Source organism: Streptomyces sp. NPDC008163 (assembly GCF_042956885.1).
GTDB lineage: Bacteria > Actinomycetota > Actinomycetes > Streptomycetales > Streptomycetaceae > Streptomyces > Streptomyces drozdowiczii_A.
This window is the reverse complement of record NZ_JBIBHG010000016.1, coordinates 100,614-120,723: the sequence shown is the minus strand read 5'-3', so window position 1 is coordinate 120,723 and position 20,110 is coordinate 100,614. Positions and strand designations below refer to the sequence as shown.

Annotated in this window: 17 protein-coding genes; 10 read left to right on the top strand and 7 right to left on the bottom strand. The window is 73.4% G+C overall.

What is annotated here, in order from left to right:
- Complete coding sequence (locus ACFZAT_RS29915) at positions 1–1,569, bottom strand: PucR family transcriptional regulator ligand-binding domain-containing protein (RefSeq protein WP_391268630.1); 1,569 nt, start codon at positions 1,567–1,569, stop codon at positions 1–3.
- A 123-nt stretch (positions 1,570–1,692) separates the two neighbouring features.
- The gene (locus ACFZAT_RS29910; RefSeq protein ID WP_391268629.1) at positions 1,693–4,134 is read right to left on the bottom strand and encodes an ATP/GTP-binding protein; all 2,442 of its coding nucleotides are present in this window, start codon (positions 4,132–4,134) and stop codon (positions 1,693–1,695) included.
- A 248-nt stretch (positions 4,135–4,382) separates the two neighbouring features.
- Here ACFZAT_RS29910 and gabT point away from each other — a divergent pair, with 248 nt between their 5' ends.
- Together gabT and ACFZAT_RS29900 are read left to right on the top strand one after the other, a co-directional pair.
- A complete protein-coding gene (gene gabT, locus ACFZAT_RS29905; protein ID WP_391268628.1) occupies positions 4,383–5,723 on the top strand; it encodes a 4-aminobutyrate--2-oxoglutarate transaminase in 1,341 nt (446 codons plus the stop codon).
- 103 nt (positions 5,724–5,826) lie between these two features.
- A complete protein-coding gene (locus tag ACFZAT_RS29900; RefSeq protein ID WP_391268627.1) occupies positions 5,827–6,645 on the top strand; it encodes a phosphatase PAP2 family protein in 819 nt (272 codons plus the stop codon).
- Here the strand turns inward: ACFZAT_RS29900 and ACFZAT_RS29895 are convergent.
- Both ACFZAT_RS29895 and ACFZAT_RS29890 read right to left on the bottom strand, forming a co-directional pair.
- Positions 6,599–8,422 (bottom strand): carbohydrate binding domain-containing protein, encoded by a 1,824-nt coding sequence (locus ACFZAT_RS29895; protein ID WP_391268626.1) that lies wholly within the window; start codon positions 8,420–8,422, stop codon positions 6,599–6,601. The genes ACFZAT_RS29900 and ACFZAT_RS29895 overlap by 47 nt on opposite strands.
- A gap of 100 nt (positions 8,423–8,522) precedes the next feature.
- Positions 8,523–8,981 (bottom strand): hypothetical protein, encoded by a 459-nt coding sequence (locus tag ACFZAT_RS29890; protein WP_391268625.1) that lies wholly within the window; start codon positions 8,979–8,981, stop codon positions 8,523–8,525.
- Positions 8,982–9,148: 167 nt separating this feature from the next.
- On the opposite strand from ACFZAT_RS29890, the gene ACFZAT_RS29885 reads away from it, so the two are divergent.
- Complete coding sequence (locus tag ACFZAT_RS29885; RefSeq protein ID WP_391268675.1) at positions 9,149–9,718, top strand: NADAR domain-containing protein; 570 nt, start codon at positions 9,149–9,151, stop codon at positions 9,716–9,718.
- A 61-nt stretch (positions 9,719–9,779) separates the two neighbouring features.
- Here the strand turns inward: ACFZAT_RS29885 and ACFZAT_RS29880 are convergent, their stop codons facing one another.
- Positions 9,780–10,757, bottom strand: coding sequence for a DUF4190 domain-containing protein (locus ACFZAT_RS29880; RefSeq protein WP_391268624.1), 978 nt, complete (start codon positions 10,755–10,757; stop codon positions 9,780–9,782).
- A 116-nt stretch (positions 10,758–10,873) separates the two neighbouring features.
- Between ACFZAT_RS29880 and ACFZAT_RS29875 the strand changes: the two genes are divergently transcribed.
- From ACFZAT_RS29875 to ACFZAT_RS29855, 5 genes are all read left to right on the top strand, one after another.
- Positions 10,874–11,908: an adenosine deaminase gene (locus tag ACFZAT_RS29875; RefSeq protein WP_391268623.1), complete on the top strand. Its 1,035-nt coding sequence runs from the start codon at positions 10,874–10,876 to the stop codon at positions 11,906–11,908.
- Between the two features lie 24 nt (positions 11,909–11,932).
- A complete protein-coding gene (locus tag ACFZAT_RS29870) occupies positions 11,933–12,643 on the top strand; it encodes a glycerophosphodiester phosphodiesterase family protein (protein WP_391268622.1) in 711 nt (236 codons plus the stop codon).
- 56 nt (positions 12,644–12,699) lie between these two features.
- On the top strand, positions 12,700–13,845 hold the full coding sequence (locus tag ACFZAT_RS29865; protein WP_391268674.1) for a histidine kinase: 1,146 nt from the start codon (positions 12,700–12,702) through the stop codon (positions 13,843–13,845).
- On the top strand, positions 13,842–14,567 hold the full coding sequence (locus ACFZAT_RS29860) for a response regulator (RefSeq protein WP_391268621.1): 726 nt from the start codon (positions 13,842–13,844) through the stop codon (positions 14,565–14,567). The genes ACFZAT_RS29865 and ACFZAT_RS29860 overlap by 4 nt, the downstream gene beginning before the upstream one ends.
- A gap of 95 nt (positions 14,568–14,662) precedes the next feature.
- A complete protein-coding gene (locus ACFZAT_RS29855; RefSeq protein WP_391268620.1) occupies positions 14,663–15,868 on the top strand; it encodes a serine hydrolase in 1,206 nt (401 codons plus the stop codon).
- Position 15,869: 1 nt separating this feature from the next.
- Here ACFZAT_RS29855 and ACFZAT_RS29850 read toward each other — a convergent pair whose 3' ends face one another.
- Together ACFZAT_RS29850 and ACFZAT_RS29845 are read right to left on the bottom strand one after the other, a co-directional pair.
- Entirely contained in the window at positions 15,870–16,400 is a 531-nt protein-coding gene (locus ACFZAT_RS29850; protein WP_391268619.1) for a hypothetical protein, read from the bottom strand.
- 101 nt (positions 16,401–16,501) lie between these two features.
- Complete coding sequence (locus ACFZAT_RS29845) at positions 16,502–17,941, bottom strand: aminobutyraldehyde dehydrogenase (RefSeq protein ID WP_391268618.1); 1,440 nt, start codon at positions 17,939–17,941, stop codon at positions 16,502–16,504.
- Positions 17,942–18,197: 256 nt separating this feature from the next.
- On the opposite strand from ACFZAT_RS29845, the gene ACFZAT_RS29840 reads away from it, so the two are divergent.
- Positions 18,198–18,935, top strand: coding sequence for an ABC transporter ATP-binding protein (locus ACFZAT_RS29840; protein WP_073963688.1), 738 nt, complete (start codon positions 18,198–18,200; stop codon positions 18,933–18,935).
- A complete protein-coding gene (locus ACFZAT_RS29835) occupies positions 18,917–20,098 on the top strand; it encodes a hypothetical protein (protein ID WP_391268617.1) in 1,182 nt (393 codons plus the stop codon). Before ACFZAT_RS29840 ends, ACFZAT_RS29835 begins: the two co-directional genes overlap by 19 nt.
- Positions 20,099–20,110: the final 12 nt, after the last annotated feature.

Here is a 20,110-nt window from a genome sequence, read left to right as displayed (position 1 = left end):
TTATTGGCCAGGCGATGCGGTGACCTTGAGGGCGAGCCAGAGCTCCATCCGGACGTCCGGGTCGTCCAGCGACCGCCCGAGGATCTCCTCCACCCGGCGCATCCGGTACCGCAGGGTGTGCCGGTGGACCCCCAGGTCGGCGGCGGCCGCGTCCCACTGCCCGTGGTGCGAGAGCCAGGCGCGCACCGAGGCGACCAGATCGCCCCGGCCCTTGGCGTCGTGCTCGTGCAGCGCGCGGAGCATCCCGTCGGCGAAGGCCCGTACCGCGTCGTCGGCGAGCAGCGGCAGCACGGACCCGGTGGCCAGCTCCGCGTGCTCGACCAGGGCCCGGCCCCGGCGGCGGGCCACCGAGAGGGCCTGTTCGGCCTGCTTGTACGCGGCGGACACGGCGACCGGGCCCGCCGGTGCGGACATGCCCACCACGACATCGGACTCCTGGGCGGCGGCCGGTTCGCGCGGGGTCAGCGCGTCCTGCGCCTCGGCGTACGCCTGGCAGGCGGTCACCGCCGCGCCGCCGTCGGCCGCCAGCACCAGGAGGCGTTCGCCCTCGGGGACCATCAGCAGGGTCTCCCCGGACCGGTCGGCGGCGGTGTCGAGGGCGTCGGCCAGGAGCGCCGTGGCCGAGGGGTCCTGGCCCTCGGCGATGAGCAGCCGGAAGGGGGCGTCGAGCAGTCCGCCGTAGAGGTCCCCGGCGACCGCGCGGGCGTGGTCGGGCTGGCCGGCGAGGAGCATCCGCAGCACCGCCGCGCCGAGGCGCTGTTCGGCGCCCTGGAGGGCGCGGGAGCGGGCGGTGGTGAGGGTGAGCAGGGCGACCGCGGAGTGCACGGCGTACCGCTCGGCGGTGCCGAGGGCCGCGCCGGTGCCGACGGCGAGGGCGCCGCGGACCCGGCGGCCGGTGCCCAGGGACTGCAGCTCGACGCGGTCGTCGGTGTCGCCGACGACCATGCTGGCCGGGGCGGGGCGGGCGCGCAGCCGCTCCACCTCGGGGGTGAGCCGGGCGGCGCGGCGGGCCGCCCAGTCGGGGGCGGCGGCCACGACGGCCCCTGCGGCGTCGTAGAGGGCGGCCCAGCCGTCGACGTGGGCGGCGAGGCGGGTGAGGAGGGCGGCGGGCCCGTCCCCGGCGAGCGCGGCGCTGGTCAGCTCCCGCTGTGCCTCGAAGCCTGCGGTGACCGCGCGGTACTGGTCGGCCGCGATCTGCGAGGAGACGGCCTTGGCGATGGCGATGAAGGGGGTGCGGCGGGGCACTTCGAGGAGCGGCAGCCCGGCTTCCTCGGCGGCGCCGATCAGTGGCCGGGGCACCTCGTCGTAGTTGACTCCGACGGCGAAGCCGAGCCCGGCGACCCCGGCGTCGGCGAGCCGTCGCACGTAACGCCCCATCGCCTCCGGGTTCTCCGCGTCCAGGTTGGTCGCGGTGACCAGCAGCAGTTCGCCGCCCTCCATGTAGGGGACGGGGTCGGTCAGCTCGCTGGCGTGCGCCCAGCGCACCGGTGTGCCGAGGCGGTCCGCCCCCGCGCGCACCGTGAGTTTGAGCGCCGAGTGCTGGACGAGCGAGGCGAGCGTGGGCGGCATGGAGGTGAGGGCCTTCGACAGGGGGCGATTTCGCCGTCCCGTATGAACGGCTCACTTCGATTCTGCCAGGGTGGCAGAGTCTCTGTCACCGCTGCCACTCGTGTCCCTGCTGCCTCTCCCGCCTCAGCCGGCCAGTCTCACCAGCAGCGGGGGCATGTGCTCGCCGTCCACGGTGGCCAGGGAGAGCACCGCGTGGCCGTGCGGCAGCTCGTAGGCGAGGGCGGAGGCGGACCAGCGTTCCCGTTCGACCTGGCGGACGGTGACCGCGTCCGTGGTGACGGCCTTTCCGGTGGCCATCTTGCGCAGGGAGTGCAGGGCGCGGGTGAGCGGCTGGTCGGCGAAGACGCCGTGCTGGGCGACCTCGCGGACCTCCACCCACTCCTTTCCCCACGCCTCCGCGAAGCGCTTGCCGTCCCAGGTGGTGAGGCCGGGGAAGACCATGGTGCAGCCGAACGCCCCGAGCAGCGCCGTGTGCAGCCCCTCCGGCACGTCGTCGAGGGTGCGCAGGGCGAGGACCGCCCCGGCGTTGACGGACCGCAGGCGGCGGATGCCCCGGACGGTGTCGGCGGTGACGGCGTGGGTGGCGTCGTCCAGGACGAGGCAGACGAACAGCGAGCGGTCGGTGCGGGCGGCGGTGACGGCGTTGAACTGGGCGAGTACCAGGCGGGCCAGGATGCGGGACGCCTCGGCGTGCACGCGCTCCGGCAGGTCGACGCGGACCCGGAGCGGGTGGCGGCCCAGGGAGCGCAGCGAGAACGGCCGGGCGTCCTCGCCGGTGGCGAAGAACCCCGCGAAGGCGGGCCGGTCGAGCGTGGCGATCCGGTCGGCCAGGACGGCGGCCGGGTCGGCGCCGCCGCCCGTCTGGCGGGCCCGGGCCTCCAGCTCGCGCAGCATCGCCTGGTGTCCCCCGGCAGCCAGGGCCTCGCGCAGCGCGGCGAGCGCGGCGCCGGAGCCTTCGAGGAGCTCGCGGAGTTCGGGTACGGAGGGGAAGCGGCCGTGGACCGTGCGGAACGGACCGAGCAGCTGCCCGAGGGCGGTCGCGGCGCGCCGGGTCTCCAGGGTGGGGATGTCACCGGCCAGCCCCTCGGCGAGGGCCGCCGCGGCCTCGTCCGGGTCGGTGGTGCCGCCGTAGAGGTCGAAGTCGTGCAGGGACGCGGGGTCACCGATGCGGATGACGACGTCGTAGGCGTCGTCCGGGCCGAGCCCGCCGCCCGCCGCGCCGACGGCGAGCACCGCGGCCTGTCCGGTGAGCGCCCGCAACGCGAGGGCTTCCACGACGGGCCGGACGACCCGCTCGGTCTTGCCGGAGCCCGGCGGGCCGACGGCCAGGAGCGAGGTGCCGAGGGACGCGGGTTCCAGCGCAATGCCGGAGCCCCGGTGGCGGTAGGGGTTGCGCGGGTCGTCGGCGCACTCCCCGATGCGGACCTGGCCGGTGAGCGGGTCGTGGGTGGCGGTGCGCCGGGGCACGTCCCGGAGGCCGGAGGGGTGCAGGAAGGCGTCGGCGCCCTTGCGGAACACGGTCTCGGTGAAGGAGGCCGGCCGGTCGGGGCGGCCGCGCGCCCCGGTCCAGGCGTGGCCCACCCGTACGCAGTCCACGTCGTTCATCCGGCCCGCGTACACGGCGGCGGTCAGCGCCTCGGCGGCGTCGGTGGCACCGGCGGCACGCAGTTCGGGCCACTGGGCGCGCAGGGGGCCGTCCGCCGGGGCGGGGGCGGTGCCGTCCGCGGCCTGGGGGCGGCCGGGCGCGCGTCCGGACCGGAGGTCGCGGAGGGCGTCTCCCCAGTGCGCGGCACGGGCGATGGGCCACACCACGATGGCGGTGGTCAGCGCGTAGCAGGTGTAGGCGGCCACGGTGGCCTTCAGCTGGTCGCCGCTGAGCAGCCAGCCCTGCGCCGACCCCATGAGCACGAGCAGCAGCGGCACCTTGGGGGTCCAGGCCAGCCACAGCAGCACCACCGCGGCGGCCACCGACAGCGTCAGCCTGAGGCGTTCGTACCGCTCTCCGGCGAAGTACCGGATGACGTACGCCCAGCCGCCGAGCCGGGCGGCGTAGAAGCCCAGGATGAGCACCAGGACCTCGTAGTAGAGGGTGGTCGAGTCGACCACCAGGCCCGGCGCGTCGTCCCGCAGACCGCCCATGGTCCACCACTCGGGCCCGGTGATGATCGCGATCGGCTTGAACACGTAGGGGATGGCGCGCGCCCGGAGCAGCAGCCACAGCAGCAGCCAGAGGATCAGCGTCGCCGCCGGGCCGACCAGCGACGGGCGCGGCGGGCGCTCGGCGGGCCGGGGCACGAATCCGTACCGCCAGACGCCGGGGCCGGCTTCGGGGCGTGGGGCGTTGAACCAGTCGGCGGTGGGCGCGGCGGTGCCCGGGGGCGGGGTGGGCGCGGGCGGCGCCGGCACGGCGGGGGGCCGGGCGGGCGGCGGCACCGCGGGCGGGTAGGCGGGCGGGGCGGCGGGGGGCGGGCCGGCCGGACGCGGTACGGCGGAGCCTTTGGCCCGCGCGTCGGGCGGCTGCGCGCCCCGCGTGTCCCACGCGCCGTGCGTACCGTCGTTCTCCATGAACCGTTGCCCCCTTGACCAGCCAGGTCCGTCACTGCACCGGTCAATCTAGTGCGCGCACACGGTGAGTTCAGCAACGCGCCCGGATAGTGACCGCCGGGATCACGCCCCGTACCCCCGCGCGGCCTTCTGTCCGTCGCGGACAACGACACGTGCGCGACCACTACCGATCGGAGCATGCCCCGCCCGTGGTCCCGCGCCTAGCCTGCACAACGAAGAAGCGTCCGAAACACCCCCAGGAGCCCCGCATGACCGAAATCCCGCAGGAGCGCCGACTCGTCACCGCCATCCCCGGTCCGAAGTCGGTCGAGCTGCAAGACCGGCGGCTGGCGGCGGTCGCCGCGGGCGTCGGCTCCACGCTGCCGGTGTTCACCGCGCGGGCGGGCGGCGGGATCATCGAGGACGTGGACGGCAACCGGCTGATCGACTTCGGTTCCGGCATCGCCGTGACCTCGGTCGGCGCCTCCGCCGAGGCCGTCGTGCGCCGGGCCTCCGCGCAGCTGGCCGACTTCACCCACACCTGCTTCATGGTCACGCCGTACGAGGGGTACGTGGAGGTCTGCGAGCGGCTCGCGGAGCTGACCCCGGGCGACCACGCGAAGAAGTCCGCGCTGTTCAACTCGGGCGCCGAGGCCGTCGAGAACGCGGTGAAGATCGCTCGCGCGTACACCAAGCGCACCGCGGTCGTCGTGTTCGACCACGGCTACCACGGCCGGACGAACCTCACGATGGCGCTGACCGCCAAGAACATGCCGTACAAGAACGGCTTCGGCCCGTTCGCGCCGGAGGTCTACCGGGTGCCGGTGGCGTACGGCTACCGCTGGCCGACCGGTGCCGAGAACGCCGGCGCGGAGGCGTCCGCCCAGGCCATCGACCAGATCACCAAGCAGATCGGCGCGGAGAACGTCGCCGCGATCATCATCGAGCCGGTGCTCGGCGAGGGCGGCTTCATCGAGCCCGCCAAGGGCTTCCTGCCGGCCGTCGCGCGGTTCGCGAAGGACAACGGCATCGTCTTCGTGGCCGACGAGATCCAGTCGGGCTTCTGCCGGACCGGCCAGTGGTTCGCCTGTGAGGACGAGGGCATCGTCCCGGACCTGATCACCACGGCCAAGGGCATCGCGGGCGGCCTTCCGCTGTCCGCCGTGACCGGCCGCGCCGAGATCATGGACGCGGCGCACGCGGGCGGCCTGGGTGGTACGTACGGCGGCAACCCGGTCGCCTGCGCGGGCGCCCTCGGGGCGATCGAGACGATGCGCGAGCTGGACCTGAACAAGAAGGCGAAGCGCATCGAGGAGGTCATGAAGGGCCGCCTCGAAGGGATGCGCGCGAAGCTCCCGAACGGCGGCCTCATCGGCGACATCCGGGGCCGCGGCGCGATGATCGCGATCGAGCTGGTGAAGCCGGGCACGAAGGACCCGCACCCGGAGGCGGCCGCCCGGCTGGCGAAGGCGTGCCACGCCGAGGGCGTCCTCGTCCTGACCTGCGGCACGTACGGCAACGTGCTGCGCTTCCTGCCGCCGCTGGTGATCGGCGAGGACCTGCTGAACGAGGGCCTGGACGTCCTGGAGGGCGCCTTCGCCGGGGTCTGAGCACCGGATTCGCGTGCGGGCCTGTGAAGAAAAGGTGGGGGCCCGATGGCGGGATACCGTACCCGCTATCGGTCCCCCTTCCCCTGACGTACGGTTTCCGCAGATGAGAGAAACACCCCGCCCGCAGGGGACTGCGGGTGAATCCGGGTCGGAGCTTCCTCGGCACCGTCCCGGGCGTGCCTTCGCGCACACCACTGGGGCACCACGCTCCGGAACTCCTCACCGATCGGATGGCCGCTCGCCCCACACCCCCCGGGGCGCGCGGCAAACCGGTCCACTCGTCCGCTCCGGAACAACCCCCCCAGTTCCGGGGCGGACGGCTTTTTTCCTCTCCCTGGTGTCGGGCCTGTCGGCCCTCTTCGCGCTGACCACCTGGCAGATCGCCGCCGACGGCCCGCTGCGCGGCCTCGACGAGCGCGCCGGACGGGCGCTCGTCGGTCACGGCCCCCGGTGGCTCACCGAATTCCTCGCCGATCTCGGCAACATGCAGGTCGCCCTTCCGGTGCTGGCCTGTGCGATCGGCTGGTCGCTGCTGCGCGGACGGCGCCGGGAGGCGCTGGACGCCGCCCTCGCCATGGCGGCGGTGCCGCTGCTCGTCGTACCGCTCAAGGAGTGGATCGCCCGGCCCGGGCCGCTGACCGAGGCCACCGGCTACTACCCGTCGGGGCACGCGGCGACGGCGGCGGTGGCGTACGGGGCTTCGGCGCTGCTGCTGGCCGGGCGGGGGCGGCACACGTGGATGATGCCCGTCACCGCCGTCCTGCTGACGGCGGTGACGGGCATCGGTCTGGTGCTCCGCGGCTATCACTGGCCGCTGGATGTGCTGGGCAGCTGGTTCCTGTGCGGGCTGCTGCTCCTGCTGTTGTACGGGGTGCTCAGCCGAAGTAGGCGTCGAAGTTCTTCGAGAACTCCCAGTTGTTGAAGCGGTCCCAGTTGACGGACCAGGTCATCAGGCCGCGCAGGCCCGACCAGGTGCCGTGGGTGGCGTAGGAGCCGCAGTCGGTCTTCTTGGTGAGGCAGTTGAGCGCCTTGGTGACCTCGGCGGGCGAGGTGTGACCGTTGCCCGCCTGGGTGGAGGCCGGAAGGCCGATCGCGATCTGGTCGGGCCGCAGACCGGGGAAGACCTTCGTCTGGTCACCGGCGACCGGGAAGCCGGCCATCAGCATGTCGGTCATCGCGATGTGGAAGTCGGCGCCGCCCATGGAGTGGTACTGGTTGTCCAGACCCATGATGGAGCCCGAGTTGTAGTCCTGGACGTGCAGCAGGGTGAGGTCGTCGCGCAGCGCGTGGATCACCGGCAGATAGGCGCCGGCGCGCGGGTCCTGGCCGCCCCAGGGGCCGGAGCCGTAGTACTGGTACCCGAGCTGGACGAAGAAGGTCTCCGGGGCCATGGTGAGGACGAACTTCTCGCCGTACTTGGCCTTGAGGGTCTTCACGGCCGAGATCAGGTTGACGATCACTGGGGTGGTGGGGTTCCGGAAGTCGGTGTCCCCGGTGTTCAGCGAGAGCGAGTGGCCCTCGAAGTCGATGTCCAGGCCGTCGAGCCCGTACTCGTCGATGATCTTGCTCACCGAGGAGACGAACATGTCCCGGGCGGCGGTGGTGGCGAGCTGCACCTGGCCGTTCTGGCCGCCGATGGAGATCAGCACCTTCTTGCCGGCGGCCTGCTTGGCCTTGATGGCCGCCTTGAACTCGGCCTCCGACTCGACGTTCGGGCACTCGGTGACCGGGCAGAGCTTGAAGCGGATGTCGCCCGAGGTGACGGAGGTCGGCTCGCCGAAGGCCAGGTCGATGACGTCCCAGGAGTCGGGCACGTCCGCCATGCGCGTGTAGCCGGAGCCGTTGGCGAAGCTGGCGTGCAGATAGCCGACGAGCGCGTGGGCGGGCAGCTGGGTACCGGTACCACCTTCGCTGCCCTTGCTCGTGGTCGCCGAGACCGCCGCCGTCCTGGCCGACTCGCCCGCCTCGTTGACGGCGCTGACCTGGAAGCTGTACGCGGTGGAGGCACTGAGGCCCGTCACGGTCGCCGAGGTCCCGGTGACGCTCTGGACCTTGCTGCCGCCCCGGTAGACGTTGTAGCCGGTGGCCCCGGAGGAGCCCGTCCAGGACAGGGCGACCGAGGAGGAGGTGACCGTACCGGTCTTGAGGCCCGTGGGGGCGGAGGGCAGCACGACCGGGTCGCCGCCCGGGCCGGTCAGGCTGATGTCGTCGGCGTAGTAGGCCGGGGTGCCGTACCAGCCGTGCGTGTAGATGCTGACGGAGGTGGTGGACGGCCCGGTGGTGAAGGTGGTCGTCAGCTTCTGCCAGCCGGGCGCGGACTGCGTCCAGGTGGAGACGTCCGTCGTGCCGGTGCCCGAGGCACCGAGGTAGACGTAACTGCCCTGCACCCAGGCGCTCAGCGTGTACGTGGAGCCGGGCTTGACCTTCACGGACTGGGAGCACTGCGCGTTGTCGCTGCCGGCCGGGGTGGCCTTCAGTGCCGAAGTCCCGCCGTGTACGGGGGTGCTGACAGCCGCTCCGCTGCCGCCGGAGCAGTTCCAGCCGGACAGCCCGGCCTCGAAGGTGCCGTTGCTCGCCAGCTGGGCGTCGGCCGCGGCGGCGGTGGGCGCCGAGGCGGCGAGACCGCCCGCGGTGAGCAGGGCGGCCGAGAGGGCGGCCACCAGTCCGGTCATGCGGGCGGGGGGTCTTGTGCGTTCCACAACGGCCTCCGTACAGGGGGGAATTGGTGCGGCGCGGGGAATTGATGCGGCGCGCACAACATGGTCCAGACCAATCGGGTTGTCAAGACCTCTGGCAGTGTCAGACCCCCTCGCTTCCCGCCGGACCGGCCGCCGCTTCGTGCATCGCGAGCTCCAGGAGCGTGGCGTCGGTGAGGGTCCCCGAGCCGTCGGGCGGGACGAGCCAGCGCACCTTTCCGGCCGGGCGGCCCGGGTGCGGGACGACGATCCAGGTACCGCTCCCGGCCCCCCGGATGCCCGTGCCGACCCAGCGGGCGACGGTGCCCGGCGGCACGAAGAACCCCATCCGGGACTCGCCGAAGTCCGCGAGGACCGGCCCCGGCCGGTCGATGAGCCGGGTGAGCACATCGAGCGTGGGATAGCCCAGCTCCCCCGGCAGGATCAGCACGTCCCAGCGCCGGCCGGCGGGCAGCAGCGCGATCCCCCGCGGATCGCGCTCCCAGTCCCACCGGCAGGCGACCGGGTCGGGCGCCGCCGACGCCAGCCACTCGACCGCTGCCCTGACCTCCGAGCCCTTCATGGCCCGCCTCCGTAGTCCGTGTCGCGCCGGCCGGGCGGCGGGCGCGTTCACGGGAGAGAGCGGGTCGGGGCCGGTTCATGACGCGGGTTCGGCTACTCATTGGTAGTGATCTGGGTCACGTGGACCCGTTGTCAGTGGCGGGTGACAGACTCCGGACCATGGAACACATGGGGGACGTGCGCAGTGTCGAGGACCTCGTCGAGCTGGCCGCTCGTGGCGAGAGGGTGAAGTACCTGCACTTCTGGGGGCACCGGCCGCGCCCCGACGGCTCCATCGGCGCGAGCTGCCTCAGTCAGTGGTGGCCCTCGCCGTTCACGGTCGACGGCGTGACATACGCGTCGGCGGAGCACTGGATGATGGCCGGCAAGGCCCGGCTGTTCGGCGACGCGGAGGCGGCGGAGCGGGCGGTGGCGGCGAAGAGCCCGGCCGAGGCGAAGAAGACCGGCCGGCTGGTGCGGGGCTTCCAGGACGCCGTCTGGGAGCGTGAGCGGTACGGCCTGGTGGTGGCGGGCAGCGTGCACAAGTTCGGCCAGGACCCGGAGCTGGGCGCGTTCCTGCTGCGCACCGGTGACCGGGTGCTGGTGGAGGCGAGCCCCCTGGACCGGATCTGGGGCATCGGGCTCGCGGCGGACGACCCGCGCGCCGAGGACCCGGCCAAGTGGCGCGGGCTCAATCTGCTGGGGTTCGCGCTGATGGCGGCCCGGGAGGAGCTGCGGGGCGCGGCCGGGTCCATATGAGGCGGCTCGCGGGGCGGCGGAGGTGTTCCGCGTCGCCCCGCGAGCCGTCGCCCCGGTGCGCTCAGGCCCGTACGGAGAAGTGGCCCAGCGGCGGAAGTTCGCGCGCCTCGGTGACGAGGGAGACGGGCGCGGGCTCGTAGTCGGACCCGCTGTCCTCGTCGTCGAAGTCGTCGTTGGTCACGAGCCAGATGAAGAGGCCGAGGAAGGCCGCGCTGACGACGATCCCGATGGAGCCGAGGATGATCCCGGCCAGCGCCACGCCCCCGTTGTCGGCCTCGCCCCGCTGGGCACGGCCGCGGCCGATGATGCCGAAGATCAGCGCGAGGATGCCGAGGACGATGCCCAGGCCGTACATGCAGAAGCCGGCCGTCGCGATGATGCCGAGCACCAGCGAGGCGATGCCCAGCCCGTTGGCGGGCGCCGGCCCGCCCCACGGGTTTCCGTAGCCGGGGTAGGCCGGGTAGCCGTACTGCGGCGCCTGCCCGGCGGGGTAGCCGAACTGCGGGGGCTGGGCGCCGGGGTAGCCGTATCCGGGGGTCTGCGGGCCGGGGTGGCCGTACGGGGTCTGGGCGCCGGGGAAGCCGTCCTGCGGCTGGGTGCCCGGGAAGCCGTCCTGGGACGGCGGCCCGGCCTGGCCCGGGCCGTTCGGGCCGACGGGCGGCGGGGGCACGGACCCGGGGGTTCCGGGGGCGGCCCATCCGGCGGGCCCGGGCTGCGGCGTGCCGTAAGCGGAGGGCGGTACCGGTCCCGTGCCGATGCCGGGCATGGAGGTGACCGTCAGCTGGTCGTGCACGGCGGGCGGGCGCGGGTCGCCGGATATGCCGTCGGCGGGGGTGCCGTCGGCCGGGGCGTCGGGGCCGGGGGTCCCGGCGCCGGGCTTCTTGTCCAGCGGCACGCGGCCGGCCGGGGGCGCCGGGTTGTCCGAGGGCCCGGGGCCGCCCGAAGCAGCCGGGGTCCCGCGGGGCGTGCGGCGCTCCGGCGGTGCCCAGGGGTCGACCGGAGCGGCCCCGTCCGCAGGCTGATCTGTGTTGTCCGACATGGGCCTCCCCCATCGTGATGCGGTCATGCTACGGGCCCGTCCTACGATGACTCCCGTCCCCCGCCCCGGTCACCCCTTGACCGGAGCCCGTCACACTCCTGCCCACGGAGGCCCCGATGACCGACCTGCACCCCTTCATCGCGGGGCTGCCCAAGGCCGAGCTCCATGTCCACCACGTCGGTTCGGCCTCCCCCCGCATCGTCGCGGAGCTGGCCGCGCACCACCCCGACTCCAAGGTCCCCACCGCCCCCGAGGCGCTGGCGGACTATTTCACCTTCACCGATTTCGCCCACTTCATCGACGTCTATCTGTCGGTCGTGGACCTGATCCGCACCCCGGAGGACGTCCGGCTGCTGACGTACGAGGTCGCCCGTGACATGGCCCGGCAGAACATCCGGTACGCGGAGCTGACCGTCACCCCGTTCTCCTCGACCCGGCGCGGCATTCCCGAGCAGGGGTTCATGGAGGCGATCGAGGACGCCCGCAAGGCGGCCGAGCGGGAGCTCGGCGTCGTGCTGCGCTGGTGCTTCGACATCCCCGGGGAGGCCGGCCTGGAGGCCGCCGAGGAGACCACCCGGCTCGCGGTGGACCTGCGGCCCGAGGGACTGGTGTCGTTCGGCCTCGGCGGCCCGGAGATCGGCGTGGAACGCCCGCAGTTCAAGCCCTACTTCGACCGCGCCATCGCCGCGGGCCTGCACTCGGTGCCGCACGCCGGGGAGACCACGGGCCCGCAGACCGTCTGGGACGCGCTGACCGAGCTGCGCGCCGAGCGCATCGGCCACGGCACCAGCTCGGTCGCCGACCCCAAGCTGCTCGACCACCTCGCCGAGCGGCGCATCGCCCTGGAGGTCTGCCCCACCTCCAACATCGCGACCCGCGCCGTGAAGGACATCGAGCAGCACCCGGTCCGCGAGATGGTCCAGGCCGGGGTGCTGGTCACGATCAACAGCGACGACCCGCCGATGTTCGGCACCGACCTCAACAACGAGTACGCGGTGGCCGCCCGGATCCTCGGCCTGGACGAGAACGGCGTGGCCGCGCTGGCGAAGAACGCCGTCGAGGCGTCCTTCCTGGACCCGGCCGGGAAGCGCACGCTGACCGACGAGATCGACACGTACACCACCAACTGGCTCACCCGCGCCGGACGCTGACGTGCCGGCGGTGACAATGGCCCCATGCCCACGCCCTCGTCTGTCACCGCCGTCGCGCATCGCGGCGATCCGTACCGCGCCCGCGAGAACACCCTCTCCTCGATCCGCTCCGCGCTCGAACGCGGGGCGGACGCGGTGGAGATCGACGTCCGGGTCACCCGGGACGGGGTGCCGGTCCTGCTGCACGACGCCACGCTGGACCGGCTCTGGGGCCATGACCTGCGGCTGGACCGGCTCAGCCACCAGGAGCTGGGCGAGCTGACGGAGGGCGGGGTGCCGACGCTGCGCGAGGCGCTGCTCGCCGTCGGCGCGCACCGCCTGATGATCGACCTGCCGGGCTCCACACCGGAGTCGGTGAAGCGCGTGGTGGGCGTGGTGCGGGAGTGCGGGGCCGGAGAGCGCGTCTACTACTGCGCGGGGCCCGAGGCGATGCTCCGGGTGCGGGCGGCCGACCCGTCCGCCGAGATCGCGATGACCTGGACGACGCTCGCCCCGCCGCGTGCCGCGCTGCTCGACGCGGTGAGGCCGCGCTGGCTGAACTACCGGTTCGGGCTGGTCAGCCGGGAGCTGACGGACCGCAACCACCGCGACGGGCTGCTGGTCTCGGCCTGGACCGCGGACACCGGCCGGACGATGCGCCGGCTGGTCGGCCACGGCGTGGACTCCGTCACCACCAACCGGATCGACGTGCTCCGCAAGCTGATCGACTGCCACGGGGCCGGGCGGAGACCGTGACGGGCGCCCGCACGGTCTGGCGCCGGCTGCGGGAGACCGGTGCTCCCGGCCCCCGGGTGACCGACCTCTGCGTGGTCCTGGTGGTGCAGGCGGCGGTGTCGGTGCCGTGGGTGCTGCCCCGGGACCCCGGCCTGGAACCCGCCTCGCTGTCCGCGTATCTGCTGACGACGCTGACCGTGGTGCCGCTGCTCTGGCGGCGCCGGGCGCCCGTGCGGGTGCTGCTGGCCGTGCTGGCGACGCAGAGCCTGTACGGGCTGGCGGTCGACGGCCCGGGGCAGACCCTGCCGTACACCGGCCTGGTCGCCCTCTACAGCGTCGCCGCCCACGCCCCGTCGCCGGCCCGCCGGCTCTGCGGGGCGCTCACCCTGGCGATCGTCTTCCCCTCGGTGGCGTTCAACACGGGCGAGGCCCGTGAGCTGGTCTTCTCGCTGATGGTGTTCACGGCGGCGTACGGATTCGGCCGGTTCACCGACACCCGCCAGGCGTACACCAGGGCGGTCGAGGACCGGGCGCGGCAGCTGGAGGTCACCCGCCGGATCGAGGCCGAGCAGGCGGCGGCCCGCGAACGCGCCCGGATCGCCCGCGAGATGCACGACATCCTGTCGCACGCGGTGAGTCTGATGATCGTGCAGGCGGAGGCCGGCCCGGTGGCGGTCCGTACGGCACCGGAGCGGGCCGAGGCGGCGTTCGACGCGATCTCGGAGACCGGCAGGGACGCGATGGTCCAGCTGCGCCGGATGCTCGGCGTACTGCGCGAGGAGGGGCAGGGGCCCGGCGCGCCCCGCTCCCCGCAGCCGGCCCTGGACGGACTCCCGGCGCTGGTGGAGCGCGTACGCTCCAGCGGTCTGGCGGTCACCCTCACGGTGACCGGTCCGGAGCGCCCGCTGCCGCGCGACACCGACAGCGCGGTGTACCGGATCGTGCAGGAGGCCCTGACCAACGCGGTCAAGCACGCCGCCGCCACCGAGGCCGCCGTCCTGCTGGCGTACGGGGAGAGCAGCCTGACCGTCTCGGTGACCGACGACGGCGTCGGCACGGGGCCGAAGACGCGTTCCGGCCACGGTCTGATCGGCATCCGGGAGCGGGCGGCGGCGCACGGCGGCAGCGCCCGGACCGGCCCCGGGCCGGACGGACAGGGCTTTGGGGTCGACGTCACGCTGCCGCTGGTGCCGGTAACGTCCGCGCTGGAGGTGGGGAGTTGACGATCCGGGTGGTGGTGGCGGACGACCAGGAGCTGGTCCGCAGCGGTTTCGCGATGATCCTGGACGCCCAGCCGGACATCGAGGTGGTGGCCGAGGCGGGCGACGGGAAGCAGGCGGTGGACGCGGTGCGCCGGCTGGAGCCGGACGTGGCCCTGCTGGACATCCGGATGCCCGTGCTCGACGGCATCGGCGCCTGCCGCGAGATCAGCGCCCGGACCGCCTGCCGGACGGTCATGCTGACGACGTTCGACTCCGACGCCTACGTGTACGAGGCGCTGCACGCGGGGGCGAGCGGCTTCCTGCTCAAGGACGTGCGCAGGGACGACCTCGTGCACGCGGTACGGGTGGTGGCGGCGGGCGACTCGCTGCTGGCGCCCTCGGTGGCGCGGCTGCTGATCGCCGAGTACACCTCGCGCCCGGCGGCGGCGGTCGTGGACGAGCGGCGGCTCGGCGTGCTGACCGCGCGGGAGCGCGAGACGCTGCTGCATCTGGCGCGAGGGCTGTCCAACGCGGAGATCGCGGCGGCCATGGTGGTCAGCGACCACACGGTGAAGACGCATGTGGGCAACGTGCTGTCCAAACTGGGCCTGCGCGACCGCGTCCAGGCCGTCATCTGTGCCTACGAGACCGGGCTCGTCGCTCCCTCGCCCGAGGGAGCACCGCCGTCCTCCTCCCCCGCGCAGGGGAGGAACGGGCCCGCCGGGAACCCCCCGCTCCGGTGATCCGCGAAGGGCCTCCCGGTCCGCAGGATGGGATCAACGACGGCGCGGTCGACGGGACTTCGCCGCCAAGGATCCCGCTGCCTGGAGGCATCACGATGAACGCCCGCATCCGCCGTACCGTCCTCGCCGCCGCCCTGGTCACCGGAATCGCGGCGGGCACCGCGGGCCCGGCCCTCGCGACCGGCGCCCCGGCCCACGGCAGAGCGCACACCACCGCCCCGGCGACCCCCGGCACGGACATCGAGGCGCTGCTGAGCGACCTCATCGCCGGGCTCCCCGACGAGGGGGCGACGGCCGCCCTGATCCGGCTGGGCGGCACCGAGGGCGCGTGGCGCGGCTCCGCCGGGGTCCACGACCTGGTGACGAAGCGGCCGGCGGACCCGGACGCGCGCTTCCGGGCGGGTTCGGTGACCAAGGTGTTCACCGCCGCGACCGTCCTCCAGCTCGCCACCGAGCACCGGCTGAGCCTGGACCGCCCGGTGCGCTCCTACCTGCCGGAGCTGATCCCCGCGGCGTACGGGGCGGTCACCGTACGCCAGTTGCTGAACCACACCAGCGGACTGCCGTCGGCCGACTTCCCGGGCGACACGGTGGAGGAGTGGTACGCCAACCGCTTCCACCGCTTCGACGCGCGGGAGCTGGTCGCCTCGGCCACGGCCAAGGAGCGCGAGTTCCCGGCGGGGACCCGGCAGCACTACCTCAACATCAATTACACGGTGGCCGGGCTGCTGATCGAGAAGGTCACCGGGCACAGCTACGAGGCGGAGGTGTCCCGGCGCATCCTGGCCCCGCTCGGTCTGAGCGGCACCTCGTTCCCCGGCACCGATCCCCGTATCCACGGCCCGCACAACCACGGGTACCAGCGCATGAAGCTGGAGGACGGCACCACCGGGCTGCGGGACGTCAGCCTGTGGAGCCCCACCGACGGCTGGGCGGCGGGGGACGTCATCTCCACCACCGCCGACCTGGAGCGCTTCCTGACCGCCCTGTTCCGGGGCCGCGTGGTGCGCGGGCCGCTGCTGGAGGAGATGTTCACCCTGCCCGACCCCTCGGTGCGCGACTTCGTGACCGGCAGGGCGCCCGCGTTCAGCGCCGGCCTGTCCACCTGGAAGCTGGGCGGCCGCCAGGTCTGGGGCAAGACCGGCGGCCGCTGGGGCTACAACGCGGGAATCGGCGCCACGCGTGATCTCTCCCGCACGCTCGTCTACAGCATCAATTCCACGGACGCGAAGGCCGAGGGGGAGAACGCCCTGGTCATGGGCGTGGTCTCGACGGTCTTCGGGGCGCCGTCCGCCGACTGAGTCAGGCCGCCACCGGTTCGCGCTCCGGTGCCTGCTCCATCGCCTCGAGACGCCTGATCTTGCGGTGCACGATCAGCAGCGGGATCACCCCGAAGACGCCGAACGACATGTCGATGACGGACCACCAGAACGGGATGTCGCGGATAGGGCCGCAGATCAGCGCGAGCGGGATGATCCCGGCGCAGGCGATCATGCCGAACTCGATCACCCAGATGTTGCGGACGGGGTCGCGGAAGGGACCGTAGAAGGCGACCGCGATGACCAGGTGGGCGAAGGCCAGCCAGTCGGTGCCGTACAGCACGAAGGGATACCGGGCGTCGGCCTCGTCGAGGCCGGTGCGGACGCGGGTGATCCACTCCAGCAGAGCCGGGAAGTGTTCGGGGACGGGAGAGGCCGAGGACGTCAGCAGATCCTCGGTCCACCGCAGTTCGTGGACGAGCGGGAAGGCGGTCAGCCCGCTCAGAACCAGACAGACGATGAAGACGACCAACCAGACGCGTATACGCCTTCGCAAGGCGTGTCGCTCGCTCATGTCCGCAGCGTACGCCCGCGTTTACCGGCTTTTTACGCCGCCCCCCGCTACAGCGCGGGAAGGCCCGGGGCCCCGTGCGCACGGGGCCCCGGAGACGTCGCTCAGCCCTCGATGGACGTCATCACGTGCTTGATGCGCGTGTAGTCCTCGAAGCCGTAGGCCGAAAGGTCCTTGCCGTAACCGGACTTCTTGAAACCGCCGTGCGGCATCTCGGCGACCAGCGGAATGTGGGTGTTGATCCAGACGCAGCCGAAGTCGAGGTTCTTCGACATCCGCATGGCGCGGGCGTGGTCCTTGGTCCACACCGAGGAGGCCAGGGCGTACTCGACGCCGTTCGCCCACTCCACGGCCTGCGCCTCGTCGCGGAACGACTGGACGGTGATGACCGGGCCGAAGACCTCGTGCTGGATGATCTCGTCGTCCTGCTTGAGCCCGGAGACGACGGTCGGGGCGTAGAAGTAGCCCTTGTCACCGACCCGGTGGCCGCCCGCTTCGACCCGGGCGTGGGCGGGAAGGCGCTCGATGAAGCCGCTGACCTGGGCCAGCTGGTTGGCGTTGTTGAGCGGGCCGTAGAGCACGTCCTCGTCGTCCGGCTGCCCGGTCTTCGTGTCGGCGGCGGCCTTGGCGAGCGCGGTGACGAACTCGTCGTGGATGGACTCGTGGACCAGTACGCGGGTGGCGGCCGTGCAGTCCTGGCCGGCGTTGAAGTAGCCCGCGACCGAGATGTCCTCGACGGCCTTGGCGATGTCGGTGTCCTCGAAGACCACGACGGGCGCCTTGCCGCCCAGCTCCAGGTGGACGCGCTTGACGTCCTTGGCGGCCGACTCGGCGACCTGCATGCCGGCCCGCACCGAGCCGGTGATCGAGGCCATCGCCGGGGTCCGGTGCTCGACCATCGCGCGGCCGGTGTCCCGGTCGCCGCAGATGACGTTGAAGACGCCCTTGGGCAGGATCTGCCCGATGATCTCGGCGATCAGCACGGTCGAGGCGGGCGTCGTGTCGGACGGCTTGATGACCACGGTGTTGCCCGCGGCGAGCGCCGGGGCGAACTTCCAGACGGCCATCATCATCGGGTAGTTCCACGGCGCGACCTGCGCGCAGACGCCGACCGGCTCGCGCCGCACGATGGAGGTCAGCCCCTCCATGTACTCGCCGGCCGAGCGCCCCTCCAGGAGCCGGGCGGCGCCCGCGAAGAAGCGGATCTGGTCCACCATCGGCGGGATCTCTTCGGTGCGGGTCAGCCCGATCGGCTTGCCGGTGTTCTCGGACTCGGCGGCGATGAGGTCCTCGGCCCGCTCCTCGAACGCGTCCGCGATCTTGAGCAGGGCGCGCTGGCGCTCGGCCGGTGTGGCGTCGCGCCAGGCGGGGAACGCGGCCGCGGCTGCGGCCATCGCGGCGTCGACGTCGGCGGGGCCGGAGAGCGGCGAGGTCGCGTAGACCTCCTCGGTCACCGGGTTGACCACGTCGATCGTCCGCCCGTCGGCGGCGTCCCGGAACTCCCCGTTGATGTAGTTGCGCAGACGGCGTACCTCGGCGGTCACGGCCACCCCTCCTCGTATATGTCCAATGGGTGAGACGACCAGCGTAGTCGGGCGCCGGTGTGCTGTGCCGGGCAAGGCGCCCCCCGGGCCCCGGAGCGGCCCGGATGCGGCCGATCGAGTGGGAAGAGGCGGGCCCGGGCCGCGTGCTGTCCGCTCACCGCTATCCGAATCCTTACGGTGCCGAGTGACCGATCGGCCCCCTCTTCGTTCCCCCGTACGGGGGACGGGATATCTGATCTGAACCGAGGTGTACGCCATGGTGGCCCCGCCGGACAACGATGTGATCTGGGCGCGTTCCCTGCAGCACTCCCACAACGGCTCACCCGCGCTCGGCGGGGTCTCCCTGGGCATCCGCGACGGCGAGATCCTCGCGGTGACCGGTCCGCGCGGCAGCGGCAAGACGACGCTGCTGCACTGCCTGTCCGGCCAGCTGGTGCCCGAGCAGGGCGAGGTCTGGTTCAACAGCGTGCCGGTGCACACGATGGGGCCGAGGCTGCGCGAGCGGCTGCGCCGCGACAAGTTCGGCTGGATCGCCCCCGAGCCCCAGCTCGTCCCGGAGCTGAACACCTGGGAGAACACCGCCCTGCCGCTCCTGCTGCGCGGCGCCTCGCACCGGGAGGCCCGGAAGGCCGCCATGGAGTGGCTGGAGCGGCTGGACATCGGCACGTGCGCCAAGAAGCGCCCGCACACCCTCCAGCAGAGCCAGCGGCAGCGGATCGCGGTGGCCCGCGCGCTGGCCGCCGGGCCCTCGGTGATCTTCGCCGACGAGCCGACCGCGACGCTGCACCGCACGGACCGCACGCATGTCCTGCGGACCCTGACCAGCGCCGCCCGCTCGCACGGGATCACGGTGGTGCTCGCCACGCACGACGCCGAGATCGCCGCGCTCGCCGACCGTGTGGTGCCCCTGCTCGACGGGCGCCGCGTCTCCACGGTCGGCCTGCCCGCCGAAGCCGATCCGGAGGGGCGCGCGGCGTGCTCGCTCTCCGTCTAGCCCGCGGTTCCCATCCGCTGGTCCTGATGCGGCGGCTGCTGGTCGCGGCCGCCTCCGCCGGGGTCGGCTTCCTACTCCTGTGCACCCTCGGCTACACCGCCGCGCACCCGCACTCGGCGGGGGCGGTGCTGCGGCTGCTGTGGTGCTTCGTCCCGCTGGCGGCGACCGTGCAGTTCGCGGTCGCGGTGGCCCGTACGGATCCGAGCACCCGGCCGCGTACCGGGCTGTCCGCCGTGGGCCTCGGGCCGGTGAAGCTGAGCGTGCTCGCCGCGGTCTCCACCGCCGTCTCGTGCACCCTGGGCTCCGCGGTGGCGCTGCTGTTCTTCCTCCACTTGCGCGGCGACCTGTCCGGGCTGCCGTTCGACGGTGCCGCCGCCGACCTGCTCGGCGCGGACGCCTCGCTGCCGATCGCCGCCGTCCTCGTCCTGCTGGCCCTGGTGCCGGTGGCGGCCGCTACGGCGAGTGCGCTGGCGCTGCGCGGCCGGCCCGTGCGGGCGGCACGCGAGACGGACGACAGCGGCGACCTGGTGCCCGCCGAGGAGGTCCCCGCCCCCGCCGCGCCGCCGGGCGGGCTGCCCTGGGGCGTCGCCCTGACCGCCGCCGGGCTCGCCGTCGAGGCGTACGCGAGCCGGGGCACGCCCGGCAGCCCCTTCCCGCTGCCCGGCAAGCTGGACTCCACCCCGGCCTGGGTGCTCGTCGGCTGGACGCTGACGGCGATCGGCCTGGCCACGGCGGGCCCCGGCCTGACCTACCTGTGCGGCAAGCTGCTCCAGACGGTCCGGCCCGGAGCCGTACGCCTGCTGGCCGGCCGGGTCCTGATGGACGAGGCGCGCCGGATCGGCCGCCCACTGGGGATCGTCTGCGCCGTCCTGTCGGCGGTCATCGCCGCCTTCGCGTTGTACGGGACCGGGCCCCGGCCGTTCGGTCCGCTCACGGCCCTGGGCGCGGTGCTCGTCGTCGGCTGCACCACGGCGACGCTGCTGACCTCGGCCCTGGAGGCCCGCCAGGCCCGCGCCGAGACGGCCAGGGCGCTGCTGCGGCTCGGGGCTCCGGCCTCGGCGCTGCGCGCGGCGACTGGGTTGCGCGCGGTGGCGCTGCTGGTCCTCTTCGCCCCGCTCACCTGGGCGATCGCCGAGCTGGCCGCGCTGCCGCTGACCCCCTGAGCGCGGCTCGAC